The 18,162-nt window shown below is 54.4% G+C and carries 18 protein-coding genes; 15 read left to right on the top strand and 3 right to left on the bottom strand.

The features are described from left to right. Genes ACT3T6_RS07035 through ACT3T6_RS07020 form a run of 4 tightly spaced genes read left to right on the top strand, consistent with a single transcriptional unit; the run spans window position 1 to window position 2,779 of the window. Window positions 1-543: a MotA/TolQ/ExbB proton channel family protein gene (locus ACT3T6_RS07035; RefSeq protein ID WP_192526382.1), complete on the top strand. Its 543-nt coding sequence runs from the start codon at window positions 1-3 to the stop codon at window positions 541-543. Beyond that, window positions 536-943 carry an ExbD/TolR family protein gene (locus ACT3T6_RS07030; RefSeq protein WP_193053752.1) on the top strand — a complete coding sequence of 136 codons (408 nt, stop codon included), beginning with the start codon at window positions 536-538 and terminating at the stop codon, window positions 941-943. The genes ACT3T6_RS07035 and ACT3T6_RS07030 overlap by 8 nt, the downstream gene beginning before the upstream one ends. Further along, window positions 940-1,710 carry an energy transducer TonB gene (locus ACT3T6_RS07025; protein ID WP_192526383.1) on the top strand — a complete coding sequence of 257 codons (771 nt, stop codon included), beginning with the start codon at window positions 940-942 and terminating at the stop codon, window positions 1,708-1,710. The genes ACT3T6_RS07030 and ACT3T6_RS07025 overlap by 4 nt, the downstream gene beginning before the upstream one ends. Before the next feature lie 4 nt (window positions 1,711-1,714). Further along, entirely contained in the window at window positions 1,715-2,779 is a 1,065-nt protein-coding gene (locus ACT3T6_RS07020) for a hypothetical protein (protein WP_192526384.1), read from the top strand. On the opposite strand, the gene xthA is transcribed toward ACT3T6_RS07020, so the two are convergent. Together xthA and ACT3T6_RS07010 are read right to left on the bottom strand one after the other, a co-directional pair. Then, window positions 2,772-3,611, bottom strand: coding sequence for an exodeoxyribonuclease III (gene xthA / locus ACT3T6_RS07015; RefSeq protein ID WP_192526385.1), 840 nt, complete (start codon window positions 3,609-3,611; stop codon window positions 2,772-2,774). The genes ACT3T6_RS07020 and xthA overlap by 8 nt on opposite strands. After that, the gene (locus tag ACT3T6_RS07010) at window positions 3,611-3,859 is read right to left on the bottom strand and encodes a hypothetical protein (RefSeq protein WP_192526386.1); all 249 of its coding nucleotides are present in this window, start codon (window positions 3,857-3,859) and stop codon (window positions 3,611-3,613) included. Before ACT3T6_RS07010 ends, xthA begins: the two co-directional genes overlap by 1 nt. A gap of 145 nt (window positions 3,860-4,004) precedes the next feature. Here ACT3T6_RS07010 and rhlB point away from each other — a divergent pair, with 145 nt between their 5' ends. Together rhlB and dinG are read left to right on the top strand one after the other, a co-directional pair. Next, a complete protein-coding gene (gene rhlB, locus ACT3T6_RS07005) occupies window positions 4,005-5,279 on the top strand; it encodes an ATP-dependent RNA helicase RhlB (protein WP_192526387.1) in 1,275 nt (424 codons plus the stop codon). A 5-nt stretch (window positions 5,280-5,284) separates the two neighbouring features. Further along, window positions 5,285-7,414: an ATP-dependent DNA helicase DinG gene (gene dinG, locus ACT3T6_RS07000; RefSeq protein WP_193053709.1), complete on the top strand. Its 2,130-nt coding sequence runs from the start codon at window positions 5,285-5,287 to the stop codon at window positions 7,412-7,414. Window positions 7,415-7,474: 60 nt separating this feature from the next. Here dinG and ACT3T6_RS06995 read toward each other — a convergent pair whose 3' ends face one another. Continuing rightward, the gene (locus ACT3T6_RS06995) at window positions 7,475-8,551 is read right to left on the bottom strand and encodes a 3-deoxy-7-phosphoheptulonate synthase (RefSeq protein WP_192526389.1); all 1,077 of its coding nucleotides are present in this window, start codon (window positions 8,549-8,551) and stop codon (window positions 7,475-7,477) included. 329 nt (window positions 8,552-8,880) lie between these two features. Here ACT3T6_RS06995 and rpoE point away from each other — a divergent pair, with 329 nt between their 5' ends. The 9 genes from rpoE to era all read left to right on the top strand — a co-directional run bounded on the left by rpoE (window position 8,881) and on the right by era (window position 18,162). Continuing rightward, window positions 8,881-9,480: an RNA polymerase sigma factor RpoE gene (gene rpoE, locus ACT3T6_RS06990; protein WP_172116400.1), complete on the top strand. Its 600-nt coding sequence runs from the start codon at window positions 8,881-8,883 to the stop codon at window positions 9,478-9,480. A 356-nt stretch (window positions 9,481-9,836) separates the two neighbouring features. After that, window positions 9,837-10,571, top strand: coding sequence for a sigma-E factor negative regulatory protein (locus ACT3T6_RS06985; protein WP_192526390.1), 735 nt, complete (start codon window positions 9,837-9,839; stop codon window positions 10,569-10,571). 193 nt (window positions 10,572-10,764) lie between these two features. Next, a complete protein-coding gene (locus ACT3T6_RS06980) occupies window positions 10,765-11,685 on the top strand; it encodes a MucB/RseB C-terminal domain-containing protein (protein WP_226911982.1) in 921 nt (306 codons plus the stop codon). Window positions 11,686-11,752: 67 nt separating this feature from the next. Further along, window positions 11,753-12,196: a SoxR reducing system RseC family protein gene (locus tag ACT3T6_RS06975; RefSeq protein WP_192526392.1), complete on the top strand. Its 444-nt coding sequence runs from the start codon at window positions 11,753-11,755 to the stop codon at window positions 12,194-12,196. Between the two features lie 66 nt (window positions 12,197-12,262). After that, on the top strand, window positions 12,263-13,678 hold the full coding sequence (locus ACT3T6_RS06970; RefSeq protein ID WP_193053710.1) for a DegQ family serine endoprotease: 1,416 nt from the start codon (window positions 12,263-12,265) through the stop codon (window positions 13,676-13,678). 194 nt (window positions 13,679-13,872) lie between these two features. After that, window positions 13,873-15,690 carry a translation elongation factor 4 gene (lepA, locus tag ACT3T6_RS06965; protein WP_172116405.1) on the top strand — a complete coding sequence of 606 codons (1,818 nt, stop codon included), beginning with the start codon at window positions 13,873-13,875 and terminating at the stop codon, window positions 15,688-15,690. Window positions 15,691-15,704: 14 nt separating this feature from the next. After that, the gene (gene lepB / locus ACT3T6_RS06960; protein ID WP_172116406.1) at window positions 15,705-16,508 is read left to right on the top strand and encodes a signal peptidase I; all 804 of its coding nucleotides are present in this window, start codon (window positions 15,705-15,707) and stop codon (window positions 16,506-16,508) included. Between the two features lie 65 nt (window positions 16,509-16,573). After that, window positions 16,574-17,266, top strand: coding sequence for a ribonuclease III (rnc, locus tag ACT3T6_RS06955; protein WP_087109215.1), 693 nt, complete (start codon window positions 16,574-16,576; stop codon window positions 17,264-17,266). Continuing rightward, window positions 17,263-18,162, top strand: a complete 900-nt coding sequence (gene era / locus ACT3T6_RS06950) for a GTPase Era (RefSeq protein ID WP_172116407.1) — start codon at window positions 17,263-17,265, stop codon at window positions 18,160-18,162. Before rnc ends, era begins: the two co-directional genes overlap by 4 nt.

Below are 18,162 nucleotides of genomic sequence, written 5' to 3'. Positions count from 1 at the left end.
ATGCCCACGCTACCTCTCTGGCTTGAACCGGTAGAGCGGTTAGTCGATGCCGGTGGTGCGGTTCTGGTCGTGCTAGCGTTGGTCGCGGTGCTGGTGTTCGGCATGGCGATAGAGCGCTGGTGGTACTACCGCATTACCTGGCGTTCCGCCCGTCGGCAGTTGATTCGTCGCTGGGCGGAGCGACGCGACCACCGCAGCTGGAGCGCGCGCACGCTACGCCACGTGTGGGCAGAAGCATTGGTGGCCAGGCTTCGTCGTCCGCTGCCCTGGTTAAAACTGCTGGTCGCGCTCTGCCCCTTGCTGGGCCTGCTGGGTACTGTTACCGGCATGATTACCGTATTTGATAGTCTCTCGATGAGTGATACGCATCAAGCGCGCGCGATGGCTGATGGCGTGGCGCGTGCAACGCTGCCTACGTTAACCGGTATGGCGATTGCGGTCGTGGGGCTTCTGTTTATTAGTCGTTTAGAGCACGTGATTCGTCGAGAAGATCAGCGGTTGCATGACCGGCTGGCACGTGCCTTGGAGGAGAGTGATGCGTAGACGCCGTTCAATGGACGCAAACGCAGAAAGCAATGAAGTCAACCTGACGCCCATGCTCGATGTGGTGTTCATTATGCTGATCTTCTTTATCGTAACGACCAGCTTCATTAAAGAGAGCGGTATCGAGATTGAACGCCCGGAATCGAGTGCGGCGAGTCCACGCCCGGAAGCGCAGGTGCTGGTGGCTATTACACCTGAAGGTGCTGTCTGGGTGGACGGTAAGCCAGTGGATGTCCATCACGTAGGGCGGGAAGTGGCCGGTATGTTGACCGAGCAAGGGTCTGCCGTGATCCAGGCGGACCGGGCATCGACGACCGGGCTGCTCATTGAAGTTATGGATCGCCTTAAAGAGGCCGGGGTAGGGCAGGTGGCCGTCGCTGCGAGCCGGAGTGCGCCATGATGCGTCATGCGGTGTCCTTTCTGGTGGGAATTACGCTGGCAGTGGGTCTGTTTTGGCTGCTGGCACTACTGGTAACGCCGCCAGAAAGCGAGCCTGAAACGCCGATAATGACCATGACCATGAATATGGTGGAAGCGCCAGAAGTGGCGCCTGAGCAAGAGGCGCCAGCGCCACAGCCTGCGCAAGCCACGCCTCAGCAGGCGCCGCCGCCCATGCCGACACCCGAGCCGCCTCCGGTAACCGATAGTGCTATTACGCTGCCTGATGTAGAGCTACCTGACGTACCCGTCGAGCCGGTGGAGATGGAGGATGAGCTGCCGGAGTTAACGGAAATAGCGCCCGAGCCTCAACCCGAGCCTCAGCCCGCACCGCAGCCGGAACCTGCACCTGAGCCATCCCCAGAGCCGCCGACGGAAGCAGCGCCAGTAGCGACGCCCACGGAGGCACCCGCTCAGCGTGAAGCGGCCCCGGTAGCCGAAGCGCCGCCTTCCAACGAGCCAGTAAGTGTCGGGCAGGTGGCGCCTACCAATCGTGTTAACCCTAATTATCCACCGCGCGCGCAGCGCAGAGGTATGGAAGGGTTCGTTGAGGTGGAATTTATTATTCGTCGCGATGGTAGCGTTGACCGGTCCTCCGTTCGAGTAACGAATTCTCAGCCACGGCGTGTATTTGATGACGCCGCCCAAAAGGCTATTGGGCAGTGGCAGTTTGCCAGCAGCCAGCAGATCCGGCGTGCCACACAGCGCATAGAGTTTCAATTGAGGTAACGGAATGCAGCGTTTAGCATGGATTCTAATGTTCAGTGTTTGGGCTTCTGCCGCTCAGGCCGATGCACCGCTTTCGGGTGACATCATTCGTGATTTGAAAACGCAGCAAGAGCAGTTGCAAAGTGGTGCGTTTGAGACCGTGGCTGAACGCGCCACCGCCCAGGCGAATCGATTGGCTGGAGGAAATGTTTCTGACCGTTGGGCCAGTGCGCTCTACCATCAGCTGGCGGCAAGCGCTTTGGCTCGCCAGGAAAAGCCTGCTCAGGCCGCTGATCATCTCGCATTGGCGCGTCAGACCAGCGGTGTGGGTGCAGAGCAGGCAGCGCGTTGGTTGCGTGAAGAAGCGTCGCTGCGACGTGTGGCGGGGCAAAATGAGCAGGCCATTGATTTATTGAGCGAATGGCTAGAGAACGAGCAGGATATCGCCGCGCTATGGCAGTTGGTGCGTTTGATGGCGCAAGAGGCGCAATGGGATGCTGCCGCTGAGCAGCTGAATCAGGCCGTTGAGCAAACACAAGCGCTTGATGAGAGCCAGCAAGCGCTGGCGCTTGCCGTACTACGACATTCAGGGCAAAGCGAACAGGCGCTTGGCTGGTTGGTTGAAGGCCTGGGCCCACAAAGCGATAGAGACGCGTGGCAGCAGGCAGCGGGGCTTGCCCAGCAGGCAGGCCAGCCAGGCGTTGCCGCTGGCTTGTGGGAAATGGCGTGGCAGTTGGGCAAGCTGGAAACAAAGGATGACTTTTGGCTACTGGTTCAGCTGCATCGAAGCGGAGGAACGCCTGCGCGGGCCGCAGAGCATGTGGAAAATGCCTTGGCGAAGGGGGAGCTTGAGCGAGATGAGCACTCGTTACGCTTGCTCGCCACGTCCTGGCAGCAGGCCAAGCACGTCGATAATGCGCTAAGTGCCTGGCAAACATTGGCTGAATATACCCAAGCGGCCAAGGACTGGCGCCAATATGGGCAGTTGGCTTATGCCTGGGGAAATGAAGAGCAGGCCGAGCAGGCGCTTTTCCAGGCAGCTGAGTTGGGCGATGAAGAAGCCAGCCAGTGGCTGGCCAATTTCAATTAACGTCAGAAGGACTGAGCGTAACCGCAAAATCGCTCCAGGTCGGTGCATGGTCGGAGGGGCGTTCCATCGCGCGCAGCTCATAATCGATCCCCGCTGCCTGAACGCAGTCGGCAAGCGGCTGTGTTACTAGAATATAGTCGATCCGTAGGCCACGTTTGGGCTCGCGGTCAAAGCCTTTGGAACGATAATCAAACCAACTGAACCACTCATTGTTCTCTGGGTAGCAAAGGCGATAGCTGTCGGTTAGTCCCCATGCTTTGATGCCCGCCAGCCATTCGCGCTCAATCGGCTGAAAACTTGCTTTGCCTTCACGCAGCCAGCGCTTGCGGCTTGCCTCGCCAATGCCGATATCCTGATCTTCAGGTGAAATGTTAAAATCACCCATAATCGCTAGACGCTCGTCCGCACGGTAATGTTCGTTGAGCAGACTTGTGAGTTGGCGGTAAAAGTGCGCTTTATGGGGAAATTTCGTCGGATGGCTAACGTTTTCACCCTGTGGGAAGTAGCCGTTCCAAACGGTGACTGATTCGCCGTCGTCAGCCAGCAAGCGTACGCCAATCATGCGCCGCTGCGCTTCTTCGCCATCATCGGGAAAGCCATAAAAGATGTCCTGGGGCTTTTGGCGGCACATTAACGCCACCCCATAGTGGCCTTTTTGCCCATGGTAATAGACGTGATAGCCCATGGCCTCTACATCGGCCAGGGGGAACTCGCTGTCCTGTACTTTGGTTTCCTGCAGGCCTATAACGTCAGGCTGCTGGGTATCAATCAAGGCCTGCAACTGATGAAGCCGAGCGCGGATGCCGTTGATGTTGAAAGAAACCAATCGCATTACGATTTATCCTCTGGCGTATGATCCGTCTCTTTGTCAGGATGGATGGCGATACTTTGGCCCTCCTGTTGGCGCGCCAGCTTGCGCTCTGCCTGAAGTTTACGCTGCTGCTGCTTTTTGGCGACAAAACGGCGTGAAGAGGTCACCTGGTCGGGGTTATCATGGCGCCACTGTTTATAGTCTTTGCGGCGCCCGGTGCGAATCGTCACCTTGTCAGCCAAAGAACGTGTTTTTTTCTTACGCGTCATGTCGCGCTCCTTATGTCGAATTAAGCCATATTCTAACAGGCTCTGGCCTACCTTCGACAGCAGGACGCGCTCTTAGCGCCAACCCCTGATACAATACGCGCTTCGTGATGCCTAACATTCACAGTAATGGACAGATACATAGCCTATGAGCGAGTCGGAACAGACCATAGCATCGGCCCAGAACCGCAAGCCGAAACGTCGCCGTCGGAAACCGCGTCGCCGCCAGTCTAGCTGGGATCTTCGTCAGTTTCAGGTGCCTGCCGTGGCTGGCAAGTGGCGCTTTCATGACTTTGATCTGCCGCTACCGTTGATGCGCGCCATTCATGCCCAAGGGTTTGAATACTGCACACCGATCCAGGCTGAAGCGCTACGTGCAACGCTGCTGGGTGGCGATATAGTGGGTAAAGCGCAAACCGGTACCGGCAAGACGGCTGCATTTTTGATCTCGGTAATGGCGTACTTCCTTGAAGAGCCTGCACCGGATGGTCAAAAGCCCGGTGCGCCGCGAGCACTGATTATTGCGCCTACGCGTGAGTTGGCCCTGCAAATCGAAAAAGACGCCAAGGCGCTTGCTCGCTTTACGCAGTTGAACGTGGCCAGCGTTGTTGGTGGGATGGACTATCAAAAGCAGCGCGAAAGTTTGGGCAAAAAGATTGATATCCTGGTCGCAACGCCAGGCCGCTTGCTGGATTTCCATCAAAAGCGCGATATCGACCTTTCTGAAGTGGAAGTGCTGGTATTGGATGAAGCCGACCGTATGCTGTCGATGGGCTTTATTCCTGACGTAAAGCGTATTATTCGCTACACGCCGAAGACAGAAGAGCGCCAGACGTTCCTGTTTTCTGCCACCTTTACCGACGATATTCTCAATCTGGCCAATCAGTGGACGGTTAACCCAGCCCACGTTGAGATTGAAGTCACGGTTGAAAACCAGGCGGATATTGACCAGCGTGTTTATCTCGTCTCGGACGACGATAAGCAGCGCCTGCTGGTAAACCTGCTTGAGCAAGAGAGCTTTGAGCGTGTGATGGTATTCGGTAATCGCCGCGATTTGGTTCGTAAGCTGGATGACCTGCTGAAAAAAGCCGGTATCAGTGCGGCCATGCTGTCGGGTGACGTACCGCAAAGCCAGCGCATCACTACGCTTGAGCGTTTCCGCGAAGGTGATATTCAAGTACTGGTTGCTACGGATGTGGCAGGCCGCGGAATTCACATTGAAGACGTAAGCCACGTCATCAACTACACGCTGCCTGAAGACCCGGAAGACTACGTTCACCGTATTGGTCGTACCGGTCGTGCAGGCGCCAAAGGCGTTTCCATCAGCTTTGTGGGCGAAGAAGATGCCTTCTCATTGCCTGAGATCGAACGCTATATCAACGGCAAACTGCCCTGCGAACATCCGCCGGAAGGTATGCTGTAAAGCACATGCTTGATGATGCCCTAAAAAGCGATATTCAGGACGCTTATCGTCGCGTGGTGGAAAAGCTTGAGCTGACGCCACGCTACGGGCAGCGCCTGATGATTGCTGAGATTGCCCGCACGTTAGGGGATATCGAAAGCGATAGCGAAGGCAAGCGCACCAGCGACAGCCATGTCTGTGTGCTGGAGGCGGGCACCGGCACCGGCAAAACGCTGGCGTATCTGATCGCTGCATTACCCATTGCGAAAGCGCGTGGTAAGCGGCTGGTCATTTCGACCGCTACGGTTGCTTTGCAAGAGCAAGTGCTGAATCAAGACCTGCCCGCGCTTGCCAGCCATAGCGGTATTGCCTTTCGTTACGCGCTGGCCAAAGGTCGCGGCCGGTATGTGTGTGTGGCCAAGCTGGACCAGGTAATGGAAGGCGCTGAGCCTAACCCGACGCTTTCGCTATTCGAGCAGTCGCTGCAAACCGAAAGCAGCGATTTTACCGTGCTTGCCACTGATATGACGGACGCCTATGGGCAGGGTAAGTGGGAGGGCGACCGCGATAACTGGCCCACCACCATTGATGATGCCCACTGGCGGCGGCTAACGGTAGACCACCGCCAATGCACCGGTAGGCGCTGTGGCCACTTTGGCGCCTGTGCTTTTTTTCGCTCGCGTCGTGATCTTGAAAATGCGGATGTTATCGTTGCCAACCATGACCTGGTGCTGGCGGATTTGGCGCTGGGAGGTGGGGCGATTTTGCCGGATCCTGCCGACTGCATTTTTGTCTTTGATGAAGGCCATCACCTGCCTGATAAGGCGCTTTCGCATTTCGCCCACCGGTTTGCCGTACACGGCTGTGTGCGTTGGTTAAACACGCTTAAAAGCAGTTTGACCGACCTGAATCAGGCGTTGGCGGTGCAGCCCACCATCGCGCGCTTACTGGCAAGCCTGCCCGAGGCCATCCATGGCCTGGAACCTGTACTAGGCGATGTGTTTAGCGTAGGGCACCAGCTGGCAGGGCGGCCCAATGGGCTGTCCGATGAAGAAAACACACTGCAATCGCGGTTTGAAAAAGGCCAGGTGCCTGATGCGCTGCGTGAACAGGCGCAGCAGCTACTGGTGATGTTTGCCACGCTCTCGCGCTGTCTGGAAAGCATCAGCGAGATTCTGCGTGAAAGCCTTGATCCTGATAAGCAGACCGGGCTTGATCGCGAACAAGCGGAAAGCTGGTTGCCACTGGTCGCCCTGCTGCATGGCCGCGCCCTGGAAGCCCACGCCTTATGGCAAGCGTTTAGTGAACAGGATGCCCCTAACGCGCCGCCAAGTGCTCGGTGGCTTACGCTAAGTCGGGTGGCGGGTGAGCCTGAGATTGAGTTTTCTGCAAGCCCTGTATCAGCGGCCCATACGCTTGCCAAGCATTTGTGGGGGCGCTGCCATGGCGCAGTGGTCACCTCGGCAACGCTGACGGCACTGGGTCGATTTGAACGCATTCAGGAGCGTGCCGGGTTGGCTAATCGGTACCGCTACCAGGCGTTGCCCAGCCCGTTTGATTATGCCAATGCGGTGCTGCGTGTGCCAAAGGAGGCGACGGACCCGGGTGATCGCGATGCACATGAAAATGCGATCGCTCAGTTTGTCACGCAATTGACCGAGAAGGAGGCGGCCCTGGTGCTGTTTTCTTCTCGTGCGCAGCTTCGCGCGGTAGAGAAAAGCCTGCCAGCGGCCATCAGAGAGCGGGTGCTTGCCCAGGATGCGCTGCCCAAAAGAGAGTTAATTGAGCGGCACCGCGCGGCGGTCGACAAGGGCAAAGGCAGTATTATTTTCGGACTAGCCAGTTTTGCTGAAGGGATTGATCTGCCTGGTGACTATTTGACCCACGTGGTGATCACGCGGCTGCCGTTTTCAGTGCCGGATGACCCGGTAGGGGCGACGCTTGCCGAATGGATCGAGAGCCAGGGCGGGAACTCGTTTATGCGCATTAGCGTGCCGGATGCCTCGATTAAACTGGTGCAGGCCTGTGGGCGACTGATTCGTAAAGAGAGCGACCAGGGGGTCATTACGTTGTTGGACAAGCGTGTGATTACCCGGCGCTACGGTCAGGCGCTACTGGATGCTTTACCACCATTCAGGCGCGAGATTCATCCATAAGTCATCTGTCATCCTCCCGCTATGGCTGACGCCATAGCGGGGCATGTGCGTGCGGTCGGGTTACTGCGCAATGCGCTTGGCAAGTACCGGTGCCAGCTTGTCGTTCATGCGGGTAAACGTTTCTACCGTCGTATCCCAGTCGATGCAGGCATCCGTAATGGAAACACCGTACTGCAGTTGGCTTAGGTCTGCGGGAACTTTTTGATTGCCCCAGCCGATATTGGATTCCACCATCAGGCCGATGATAGAGGTGTTGCCTTCAAGAATCTGGTTGGTCACGTTCTCCAATACCAACGGCTGTAAGGCCGCGTCTTTATTAGAGTTGGCGTGAGAACAGTCGATCATGATATTGGCAGAAAGGTTGGCTTTCTTAAGCTCTTTTTCAGCCAGCGTCACGCTAACACTGTCGTAATTGGGTTTGCCGTTACCGCCCCGTAGAACGACGTGGCCGTATGCGTTACCTCGGGTGCGAATAATGGCTACTTGACCGGCTGGGTTAATGCCCAGGAAGTTATGCGGGCTCGCCACGGACTGCAGCGCATTGATAGCGACGTCCAGGCTGCCATCGGTACCGTTTTTAAAACCGACCGGTGAGGAGAGGCCTGAGGCCATTTCGCGGTGGGTTTGTGACTCAGTGGTACGTGCACCAATCGCTGACCAACTGATACAGTCTTGCAGATATTGAGGCGAAATGGGGTCGAGTGCTTCGGTCGCCAGCGGCAAACCAATGTCCGCCAGGTCGACCAGCAGCTTGCGCGCAATATGCAGGCCTTCATCAATCTCAAAGGAGTCGTTGAGGTGCGGGTCGTTGATAAGGCCTTTCCAGCCGACCGTTGTGCGAGGCTTTTCAAAATACACGCGCATCACGATATAAAGACTATCGCTGACCTGGTCGGCCAGTTTGCGCAAGCGGCGGGCGTAATCCAGCGCTGCGTCTACATCGTGGATAGAGCAGGGGCCGACGACAACTAACAGGCGTGGATCTTTACCATCCAGAATATTCTGAATGGTTTGACGCCCTTCAATGACCGTACGTTCAGCGGTATCGGTAAGAGGAACCGCCCGCTTGAGTGCGTCGGGTGTGGTGAGGACATCCTGGGCGAGGACGTTAAGGTTATGGACCTGTTGTTCTGACATCTAGCTACCTATGCGTGCGCAGTGAGCGAAAAATAACGCCTACTATGGCGTGTCAGGGTGGTAAAAATCAATTCTTGAGGAACTTGAAAGCGTTGAGCAGTGTCAGCTTCAAGATTTTGCAAGTAGTGTGTAAGCGCTTGATGCCTCGTACAGAACGCGTAACACTTAGCGTTATGAATCATAAACACAGCGGCATATTGGTCGCCGCTGTCATCATTGTCATTAATTAATGCCCAAGGGACGCTATGCTGCTTGCTGTGAAGGCCCGCTCAAAAGGGGTGGCAGAAATAGGGCTCGACGCATGTCGTACGAGCTGGAGGGGCGTGTGAATGGGCACTCGGGAAACGGATCAACAGCTTGTCGAACGTGCCCAAAAAGGTGATACGCGCGCGTTTGATCTGCTGGTAAAAAAATACCAGCATAAAATTATTGGTTTGATCGGTCGCTACGTACACGATCACTCTGAGGTCCAGGACGTGGCCCAGGAAGCGTTTATCAAAGCCTATCGAGCGCTTGGTAAGTTTCGTGCTGAAAGTGCTTTCTATACCTGGATGTATCGCATTGCTATCAATACGGCTAAAAACCATCTGGTATCTCGGGGCCGACGGCCACCTGGTAGCGACCTGGACATTGTGGATGCAGAGCTTGTCGACCAGAGTGGCCGATTGGCAGATGCCGAGTCGCCAGAAGCTGCTATTGCACGTGATCAACTTGAAGCCGCCGTTTTTGAGGCGATTGAAAAGCTACCGGACGATCTACGTACGGCCATTACGCTGCGCGAACTGGACGGCCTTGCCTACGAAGATATTGCTCAGGTAATGCAGTGCCCAGTGGGGACTGTGCGTTCGCGGATTTTTCGCGCGCGTGAAGCGGTGGATGAACACATTCGACCGTTAGTGACGACTGCACGGAACAGTCGCGACGAATAGTGGTCGATAGAACTGAATAAACACAGTGCTGCTGGAAGTTGCAGGTAAAAGTTGCAGGTAACGGTCAGGACACAGAAAATTACGTTTTTCCTTTTTTTGTGAACTGTCTGGCAGGCAAGGCGTCATACTCATCAGTTGCTTTCGTTGAGCGGATGAGAACAAGCAGCCGTGACGCTTTAGAGCTACCATGTCGCATCAAGCGGCTGATGTACCAAAGAATGAGGCAGCATCATGCGAGGTGCGTTGCACTAAGCGAGTTGTTATCAGATCTTGGCCAGTGGAGTTGTTACAGCGGTCGCTGCTTATTTGCCGTGCTGCGGTAAGGCTTCATTTAACACAGTGTGAGGGTGTGAAGTATGAGTCAAAACACACGGGAATCGCTTTCAGCATTAATGGATAGCGAAAGTGATGAGCTGGAACTACGCCGAGTGTTGAAGGCACTGCCAAATGATGCTGATGCGGCAGATACGTGGCGACGTTACCACTTGGCTCGTAGCATGATGCAGCGTGAGCGGAGTGTTGATGTGAGCGCCGACCTTTCCGCCGGTATTATGGCGCGTTTACAGGATGAACCTGCTCCGATGATGGCTGACGCCCCAGCGTCAACCCCTGCTCGGTCAAGTAACATCTCTTTTGCTCGCGGCGCCGGTGTTGCAGCAGCGGTATCACTTATGGTGATTACTGGTGTTCAGTTCTTTGGTGCTGACGGTGAAAGTATTGAGCCAGGCAACACTGTTGCGGCAACGTCCTCGGCGGGCGGAGGTGCAGCGGGTCAGGTTCAGCCTGTCAACCTTGCCGCCTCGCAGCCAGCGTCAATGACCTCTGCCAGCATGCCGATGTTTGAACCAACGCCTTTTCGGGTTAATGGTCAAGCGCAAAACGGGCTAATGAACGTAAGCGAAACGGGCTTTGCTTCAGCCGCCGTGGCTCAAAGTGCTCCCGCACAGCAAGGTACCACTATTGATGTTGATCAGATCAGGCTTCTGCAGTCGTATCTGGAGCAGCATTCTCAGGGTGCCGCTTATGGCAATGGCGAAAGCTGGATGCCATTGATGCGTTCTTCTGTCACTGAACCGCTAGGCCAACGCTAACATGTTATGACAATGCTTTCTGAGTGAGGCACCTGAATACGCATTTTAAACACGTATTCGTAAGGTATAACTCGGGAAAATGCCTTGATTTCGAGATAGGCATTTGAAGGATGGCAGGTAACAGCAGGCTAAGAGTGGCTACCGATAGATATGGGAATAAACCCGCATGATGGTGACCTGGCGAAACAGGTGGATGGCTTCTGCTGCGTTATTGAGCATTAGCCTGTTGCCTTTACAGCTCTATGCACAAACTGATGAACGGGGCATGTGTGCGGATGTGCCCTCTGAAAATGCATCTGGCAATGTTCAGGTGTGGCTGGAAAGAAGTTTACAGGCGAGCCATTGTTATACGTTTCAAGCGCGGGCCGTGGCAATTAATGCCATTGATGTGCGCACGCTAGCGCTTTCTCATCGCATTCAGGATGGTGTTCGCCAGCAAGTTGTTCAGCAGCTTGATGGCCCCTCTGTAAGCGTCGAGCGTCGCTCCCGCGTAGGACAGCTGGCTTGGTCAGAAAAAAGCGAAAACGGTGCGTTCCCTTCTCTGGAAGGGTGGGTTGACCACGCTTCTCAGTTTTACGATATTTCGCTGGATGAAGACGTCCGAGTCGCGGGGCGCGAGGCGGCAACGCTTCGATTTGAGCCGCATGACCAGCAGCGTTATACCCATGAGTGGTGGTTGGATAATGCAACCGGGTTATTGTTAAAACATGTGTTAAGCGATTCAACGGGTCGTATTTTAGAAACCTTTCAAATAACACAATTAAATGAGCCCGAGCGCTATACAGGTGAGGTTGTCATTGATGCGTTGCCCGTCAGCACAGAGCCCGCTTGGCAGCCTTCATGGCTGCCCGAAGGGTTTGTCGCTCAGCCGACATTCTCCCAGGATGACGAGGCGCATCAGCGTTTGTATAGCGACGGTTTGGCCACCATTAGCATTTTTGCCGAGCCTCAAGCGGGGCCGCAAGAGTTGAATCGCGGCGTCCACCAAATTGGTGTTTCGTCGATAGCGGTTGACGAATATGCTGAAGGCGAGCAGTACTGGCAGCTCGTCGGTATTGGTGAAGTTCCCCCTTCAATGCTTCAGCGTATTGTTCAATCGGTTGAGTTTGACTAATTTTTCTTATTTACATTGTGCGCATGTTCTACAGCTCAATCAGTCCAGCCAAGGTATTAATGCGTTGATGAAATCTGAAAGTGATGCCTTGCTGCGTGCCGGTCGCGTTGTTGGCTACACCCCGCGAGGGCTGTTAGTCGATGTGTCGGTTAAAGAGAGTTGCCAGCAGTGTGCCCGGGGCCGTGGATGTGGCATGGGCGTGTTGGCGCGTCAGCAGCACCAGCGTATTGAAGTCAAAACCCCTTATGCCTCCCAACTTTGCGAGCACTACCCGCTTGGTACAAGCGTAACGCTTACTCTTGGCCGTTCCGATATTACCCTGTTAGCCTTGCTTGTCTATGCGCTGCCGTTATTGGTTGCGCTACTGTTATCAGGAGGGGTTGCAGCGTTAGGTGGGGCTGAGTGGTGGGCGCCCGCCAGTTTTTTTATGACGCTGTTCATTGGGTGTGTGATTTTAAAAAAATTGCTTAGCGGGCGAACGGAACGCTTTCGCCCTCAATTGGTCAGTTAGGCGTCCTGCATCTCATGGTGAGTTGCACTTCCTTCGTTTGATGTCTGCTTTATTAGGAGCTCTTACATGAAGCGCTTGGTTCTTCCTTCCGCATTATGGCTATGCATGGCCACATTATTGATGATAGGCCAAAATGCCTATGCCTATAATTTACCCGATTTCACAGAGTTGGTTGAAGAGGCCGCGCCAGGCGTTGTCAATATTTCAACCAGCCGTACCGTGCAACGCAGTAGTGGCCCTTCAATGGGTGGGTTCGGTGGGCAAGAGATACCTGAGATTTTCCGGCATTTTTTCGGCGATAGTTTTCCAGCCCCGCCAGGTAGTGGCGGACAAGGGCGTGGTGAAGAGCGTCAGTCGCTGGGGTCTGGGTTCGTGATTAGCGATGATGGCTATATCATGACTAACGCCCACGTTGTCCAGGATGCTGACGAGATATTGGTGCGCTTGAATGACCATCGAGAGCTTTCCGCTGAGTTGGTCGGTAGCGATGCTCAGACCGACGTTGCACTTTTAAAAATTGATGCCTCTGAGTTACCGGTCTTGAATCTTGGCAATTCTGACGATCTTAAAGTGGGTGAGTGGGTAGCCGCGATTGGCTCTCCGTTCGGGTTTGATCATTCCGTCACTGCAGGCATTATCAGCGCGATTAATCGCACATTGCCGCGTGATGCCTACGTTCCTTTTATTCAAACGGATGTGGCGATCAACCCTGGTAATTCCGGTGGGCCGCTGTTTAACCTTGACGGAGAAGTCGTCGGGATTAACTCGCAAATCTTTACCCGTAGCGGCGGCTTTATGGGACTTTCATTTGCGATACCCATTAATGTCGCCATGGACGTTGCTGATCAACTGCGTGAAGAGGGACGCGTTGATCGTGGTTGGCTAGGCGTCATGATTCAACCTGTATCTCAGGATTTGGCCGAATCCTTTGGTATGGAAAACGCAAGTGGGGCGCTCATTGCTGACCTTGACCCGGAAGGTCCTGCAGCGCAAGGCGGCTTGCGTGCTGGCGACGTGATTACTGGCGTCAATGGCGAAGAGGTTGATCGCTCAAGCACGCTGCCGCGCTTAATTGGCCGTGTTACGCCTGGAAGTGATGTGGAGCTTACCTTAATGCGCGATGGCGAAGAGGTAACGGAGACGGTAGCGCTGGGTCATTGGCCCGATTCCGAAGTAGCCACACAAGGTGATGAAAGCAACAATCAGGTGCGTTTGGGCATTTCGGTTGCCGAGTTGGATGACGCGATGCGTGAGCGCCTAAATATTGAGGGGGGCGTTGCAGTGCGTCAGATTGAGCCGGGTAGCGTTGCCGCTCAAGCGGGCCTCCACGTTGGCGATGTACTGGTAAGTGTTGATCACCGCAGCGTGTCTTCTCCGGATGAGTTGTTAGACATTGTTGAACAGCTACCCAGTGATCGGGCAATTCCAGTACGTGTTTACCGTGAGGGTCGCTCACTGTTTTTAGCTTTACGTCTGGAATAAGACCTTCTCTGCCTACCCAGTCCGGCGGTTCTCGCCGGACTGCTGTTCCTATCCCGCACATATCGCTACAATAGCGCTTATCTTTTTAACGGAAATAGGCAAAGTGGCCAACATGCCAGCTGTTTTCGGGCTTTAAACTCTCGAGGCGGCTGGTAATAAAGCCGCTTACGTACCACTAAGGCAGACCACTCTCGATGTCCCACGACGTTTCTAGCAGTAATTTAAAGAACATAAGAAACTTCTCAATTATCGCTCATATCGATCACGGGAAATCAACGCTCTCTGATCGCTTGATCCAAACCTGCGGTGGATTGACCCAGCGTGAGCTTAAAGAGCAAGTGCTCGACTCCATGGACATTGAGCGCGAGCGTGGTATCACCATTAAAGCGCAATCGGTGACGCTCGATTACACTGCGGCCGATGGCGAGGTATATCAGCTTAATTTCATCGATACGCCAGGCCACGTGGATTTCTCCTATGAAGTATCGCGCTCACTGTATGCCTGCGAAGGGGCGCTGCTGGTCGTAGATGCGGGCCAAGGGGTTGAGGCGCAGTCGGTGGCTAACTGCTATACCGCCATCGAGCAGGGCCTGGAAGTATTGCCGGTCCTCAATAAAATCGATTTACCCCAAGCCGACCCGGACAAGGTGGCGCAAGAGGTTGAGGAAATCATTGGTCTCGACGCCACAGACGCTTGTCAGGTGTCCGCCAAAAGCGGTATCGGCATTGAAGGACTGCTTGAACGTTTGGTGCGTGATATCCCGCCGCCCAAAGGTGACCGGAATGCCCCCCTGCAAGCATTGATCATTGACTCCTGGTTTGATAACTATCTGGGCGTTGTCTCGCTGGTGCGCTTGTTTGATGGCACGCTGCGCAAGGGCGACAAGATCCGTATCAAGTCAACGGGCCGCGACTGGAACGCCACTGAAGTGGGCATTTTTACTCCGTTGCGCAAAGAGACCAATATCCTGCGCGCGGGTGAGGTGGGCTTTATTGTCGCAGGCATTAAAGAGATTCACGGTGCGCCGGTGGGTGACACTATCACGCATACCAAGACGCCCGACGTGCCGCGTCTGCCTGGTTTTCAGAAGGTGAAGCCTCAGGTGTATGCCGGGATGTTCCCCGTCAGTGCTGATGACTACGAAGACTTCCGGGATGCGCTTGAAAAGCTCGCGCTTAACGATGCTTCTTTAGAGTATGAGCCGGAAAACTCGGATGCTCTGGGCTTTGGTTTTCGCGTCGGTTTCCTGGGCACGCTCCACATGGAGATTATCCAGGAGCGGCTTGAGCGCGAATACAATATTGACCTGATTACCACGGCACCTACCGTGGTATACGAGCTTGCGATGAAGAATGGTGATGTCACTTACATCTCCAACCCCTCCAAACTGCCGGATATGGCAGACGTGGATGAGATGCGTGAGCCCATCGTGAGGGCCAGTATTCTGGTGCCTCAGGAGTTTGTGGGTAACGTCATTACCGAGTGTGAGCAGCGCCGCGGTACCCAGAAAGACATGCAGTTCCTGGGTAACCAGATTCAGTTAGCCTATGAGTTGCCGATGTCGGAAGTGGTCATGGACTTCTTCGACCGTCTGAAATCCATCTCCCGCGGTTACGCGTCGCTTGAGTACAATTTCGAGCGTTTCGAAGCGGCCAAGCTGGTGCGCCTGGACGTGCTGATCAATAGCGAAAAGGTAGATGCCCTCGCGGTGATTATTCACCGTGATCATGCCCATAGCCGCGGTCGGCTGCTGGTCGAGAAAATGAAAGAGCTGATTCCGCGCCAGATGTTTGACGTGGCCATTCAGGCCGCTATCGGTGGTCAGGTAGTGGCGCGCTCTACCGTAAAAGCCCTGCGTAAAAACGTAACGGCAAAATGTTATGGCGGTGATGTAAGCCGTAAGAAAAAACTGCTGGAAAAACAGAAAGCCGGTAAAAAACGGATGAAGCAGGTGGGGCGCGTTGAAATTCCCCAGGATGCCTTCCTCGCTGTGCTCAAGGTTAACGACTAGGGAAGGTTTCCTTTATGGATTTTTCATTACTGCTGGTACTGGCCGTTGTAATTTCAGGGGTCGTTTATTTTATCGATGTGATTTGGCTGCGGCCTAAGCGTCGTGAGCGGTTGGCGAAAGCAGAGGAAGCCGCTGCTGGGAACATCGACGCACCAACACAGGAAAAACTTTTAAAAGAGCCTTGGCCGGTCGATTATGCGCGCTCTTTTTTCCCGGTACTTCTGGTGGTATTGGTAGTACGCAGTTTTATTGTCGAACCGTTTCAAATTCCATCGGGTTCAATGCGGCCTACGCTGGAAGTAGGCGATTTTATCCTGGTGAACAAGTTTGCTTACGGTTTGCGTTTGCCGGTGGTTCACAACCGTATTTTGGAGGTTGGTGAGCCTGAGCGTGGCGATGTGATGGTGTTTCGCTTCCCGGATGAGCCATCGGTCAACTTTATCAAACGGGTGGTAGGCCTTCCGGGCGACCGTATTCGCTACGAAGATAAACAGCTTTATGTGAATGGCGAACTGGTCACTAAAACGTTATTGGAAGAAGGCCCCGATGCCTCGCCACAAGAGCTATTATTAGAAGAGCAGTTGGGTAGCGTGCGCCATACTATCTACAACAACCCCCGCGACCCAGGGCCGCAAATGCGCGAAGTTGAAGTGCCTGAAGGTCACTACTTCATGATGGGCGATAATCGCGATCACTCCAACGATAGCCGTTACTGGGGGTTTGTGCCGGAAGAGAATATCGTGGGTCGTGCATTTGCTGTTTGGATGCATTGGGACGGCGGGTTGCCCAGCTTTAATACGGTGCGACGGATTGAATGAATAAGTTTATGTCAGCCCTGGTTAGTCATGTCACTAATAGTTAACGTCAATGACGTAGGAGCCTTGTGAGTAATCCTTTAAACGCTTTTTGCCGACGAATCGGCCATACCTTTGGCGACGAGACGCTCTTGGAACTGGCCATGACGCACCGAAGCTACGGTGGTCGTAACAATGAGCGCCTGGAGTTTCTGGGTGATTCAATTGTTAATTTCGTTATCGCAGAAGCCTTGTTTCAACGTTTCCCTCAAGCGCGGGAAGGGCAGTTATCGCGCCTTCGCGCGCGTTTGGTGAAAGGCCAAACACTTGCTGAGCTCGCCCGTGAAATGACCTTTGGAGAATGCTTGCGCTTGGGGTCGGGGGAAATGAAAAGCGGAGGGCATCGCCGTGAGTCGATTCTCGCCGATGCGGTTGAAGCGATAATTGGTGCCATTTACCTGGACGCCGGTATGGACGTTGTCCGGGAGCGCGTGCTTTCCTGGTACGCCGAGCGTCTAGAGAATATCTCGTTACAAGATACCCAGAAAGACCCTAAAACACGCTTACAAGAGTTTTTGCAGTCGCGTCAGTCAGCGCTGCCGCGCTATGAAGTGGTCTCTGTAAAGGGCGAGGCGCATGCCCAGACCTTTACCGTGGAGTGCTACATTGAGCTACTAAGCAAGCATACCACCGGTAAAGGCCCTAGTCGCCGCCATGCTGAACAGCAAGCGGCAGAAGAAGCGCTTTCGTACCTTGAGAAAAAACCAGGAGACAAATCATGAGCCAATCCTGCGGCTTTGTGGCCATTGTTGGACGGCCTAACGTAGGCAAATCAACCCTCATGAATCGTATTCTGGGGCAAAAAATCTCGATTACCTCGCGGCGTCCGCAAACCACGCGCCATCAGGTAATGGGTATTAAAACGGTTGAAGATACGCAGTTTATTTACGTGGATACACCGGGCATGCACATCATGTCCAAAGACCGTAATAAAGCCATCAACCGCTTTATGAACCAGGCGGCTACCCAAGCACTTCGTGATGTTGACTGTGTGGTCTTTATTATTGATCGTACCCGCTGGACTGACGAAGACCAGGCCGTGCTCAAGCGTCTTGAGCATGTTAAGGCACCGGTTATTCTGGCCGTCAATAAGGTGGATCGTCTACAGGATAAGGGCGATTTACTACCCTGGCTTGCTGAAGTGGGCGCGCGGCGCGAGTTTGCAGCCGTTGTGCCTATTTCAGCCAAGCACGGCACCCAGGTAGAAACGCTGGAAGAGGAAGTGGCTAAACACCTGCCAGAAAGCGTGCACTTCTTTCCGGAAGATCAGATTACCGACAAGAGCCTGCGCTTTATGGCCGCTGAGCTGGTGCGTGAAAAAGTCATGCGTCAGTTGGGTGACGAGTTGCCCTACCAGATGACCGTTGAAATTGAAGAGTTCCGCGAAGCCGGGCGCGTCACGCATATCAGTGCGCTGATTCTGGTGGAACGCCAAGGGCAGAAAGTCATCCTGATCGGCGAAAACGGTGACCGGATCAAGAGCATCGGCCGCGAGGCGCGCCTGGATATGGAGCGCGTGCTGGGTACCAAGGTCATGCTTAATATGTGGGTCAAGGTGAAGCGCGGTTGGTCCGATGACGAGCGTGCCCTGAAAAGCCTGGGTTACGACCTCGATTGA

The sequence above is a fragment of the Halomonas sp. 72 genome, from assembly GCF_052379785.1.
Classification (GTDB): Bacteria; Pseudomonadota; Gammaproteobacteria; order Pseudomonadales; family Halomonadaceae; genus Vreelandella; species Vreelandella citrativorans.
This window is presented reverse-complemented; position numbering and strand designations above follow the sequence as displayed.

What these genes read in the sequence shown, in the direction of transcription:
- era (WP_172116407.1), top strand. Translation starts at nt 17,263, where the DNA reads ATGAGCCAATCCTGCGGCTTTGTGGCCATTGTTGGACGGCCTAACGTA.
- ACT3T6_RS06980 (WP_226911982.1), top strand. Translation starts at nt 10,765, where the DNA reads ATGGCTTCTGCTGCGTTATTGAGCATTAGCCTGTTGCCTTTACAGCTC.
- ACT3T6_RS07010 (WP_192526386.1), bottom strand. Translation starts at nt 3,859, where the DNA reads ATGACGCGTAAGAAAAAAACACGTTCTTTGGCTGACAAGGTGACGATT.
- lepA (WP_172116405.1), top strand. Translation starts at nt 13,873, where the DNA reads ATGTCCCACGACGTTTCTAGCAGTAATTTAAAGAACATAAGAAACTTC.
- dinG (WP_193053709.1), top strand. Translation starts at nt 5,285, where the DNA reads ATGCTTGATGATGCCCTAAAAAGCGATATTCAGGACGCTTATCGTCGC.
- ACT3T6_RS06970 (WP_193053710.1), top strand. Translation starts at nt 12,263, where the DNA reads ATGAAGCGCTTGGTTCTTCCTTCCGCATTATGGCTATGCATGGCCACA.
- ACT3T6_RS07035 (WP_192526382.1), top strand. Translation starts at nt 1, where the DNA reads ATGCCCACGCTACCTCTCTGGCTTGAACCGGTAGAGCGGTTAGTCGAT.
- xthA (WP_192526385.1), bottom strand. Translation starts at nt 3,611, where the DNA reads ATGCGATTGGTTTCTTTCAACATCAACGGCATCCGCGCTCGGCTTCAT.
- ACT3T6_RS07025 (WP_192526383.1), top strand. Translation starts at nt 940, where the DNA reads ATGATGCGTCATGCGGTGTCCTTTCTGGTGGGAATTACGCTGGCAGTG.
- ACT3T6_RS06975 (WP_192526392.1), top strand. Translation starts at nt 11,753, where the DNA reads ATGAAATCTGAAAGTGATGCCTTGCTGCGTGCCGGTCGCGTTGTTGGC.
- ACT3T6_RS06985 (WP_192526390.1), top strand. Translation starts at nt 9,837, where the DNA reads ATGAGTCAAAACACACGGGAATCGCTTTCAGCATTAATGGATAGCGAA.
- rpoE (WP_172116400.1), top strand. Translation starts at nt 8,881, where the DNA reads ATGGGCACTCGGGAAACGGATCAACAGCTTGTCGAACGTGCCCAAAAA.
- rhlB (WP_192526387.1), top strand. Translation starts at nt 4,005, where the DNA reads ATGAGCGAGTCGGAACAGACCATAGCATCGGCCCAGAACCGCAAGCCG.
- ACT3T6_RS07020 (WP_192526384.1), top strand. Translation starts at nt 1,715, where the DNA reads ATGCAGCGTTTAGCATGGATTCTAATGTTCAGTGTTTGGGCTTCTGCC.
- ACT3T6_RS07030 (WP_193053752.1), top strand. Translation starts at nt 536, where the DNA reads ATGCGTAGACGCCGTTCAATGGACGCAAACGCAGAAAGCAATGAAGTC.
- ACT3T6_RS06995 (WP_192526389.1), bottom strand. Translation starts at nt 8,551, where the DNA reads ATGTCAGAACAACAGGTCCATAACCTTAACGTCCTCGCCCAGGATGTC.
- lepB (WP_172116406.1), top strand. Translation starts at nt 15,705, where the DNA reads ATGGATTTTTCATTACTGCTGGTACTGGCCGTTGTAATTTCAGGGGTC.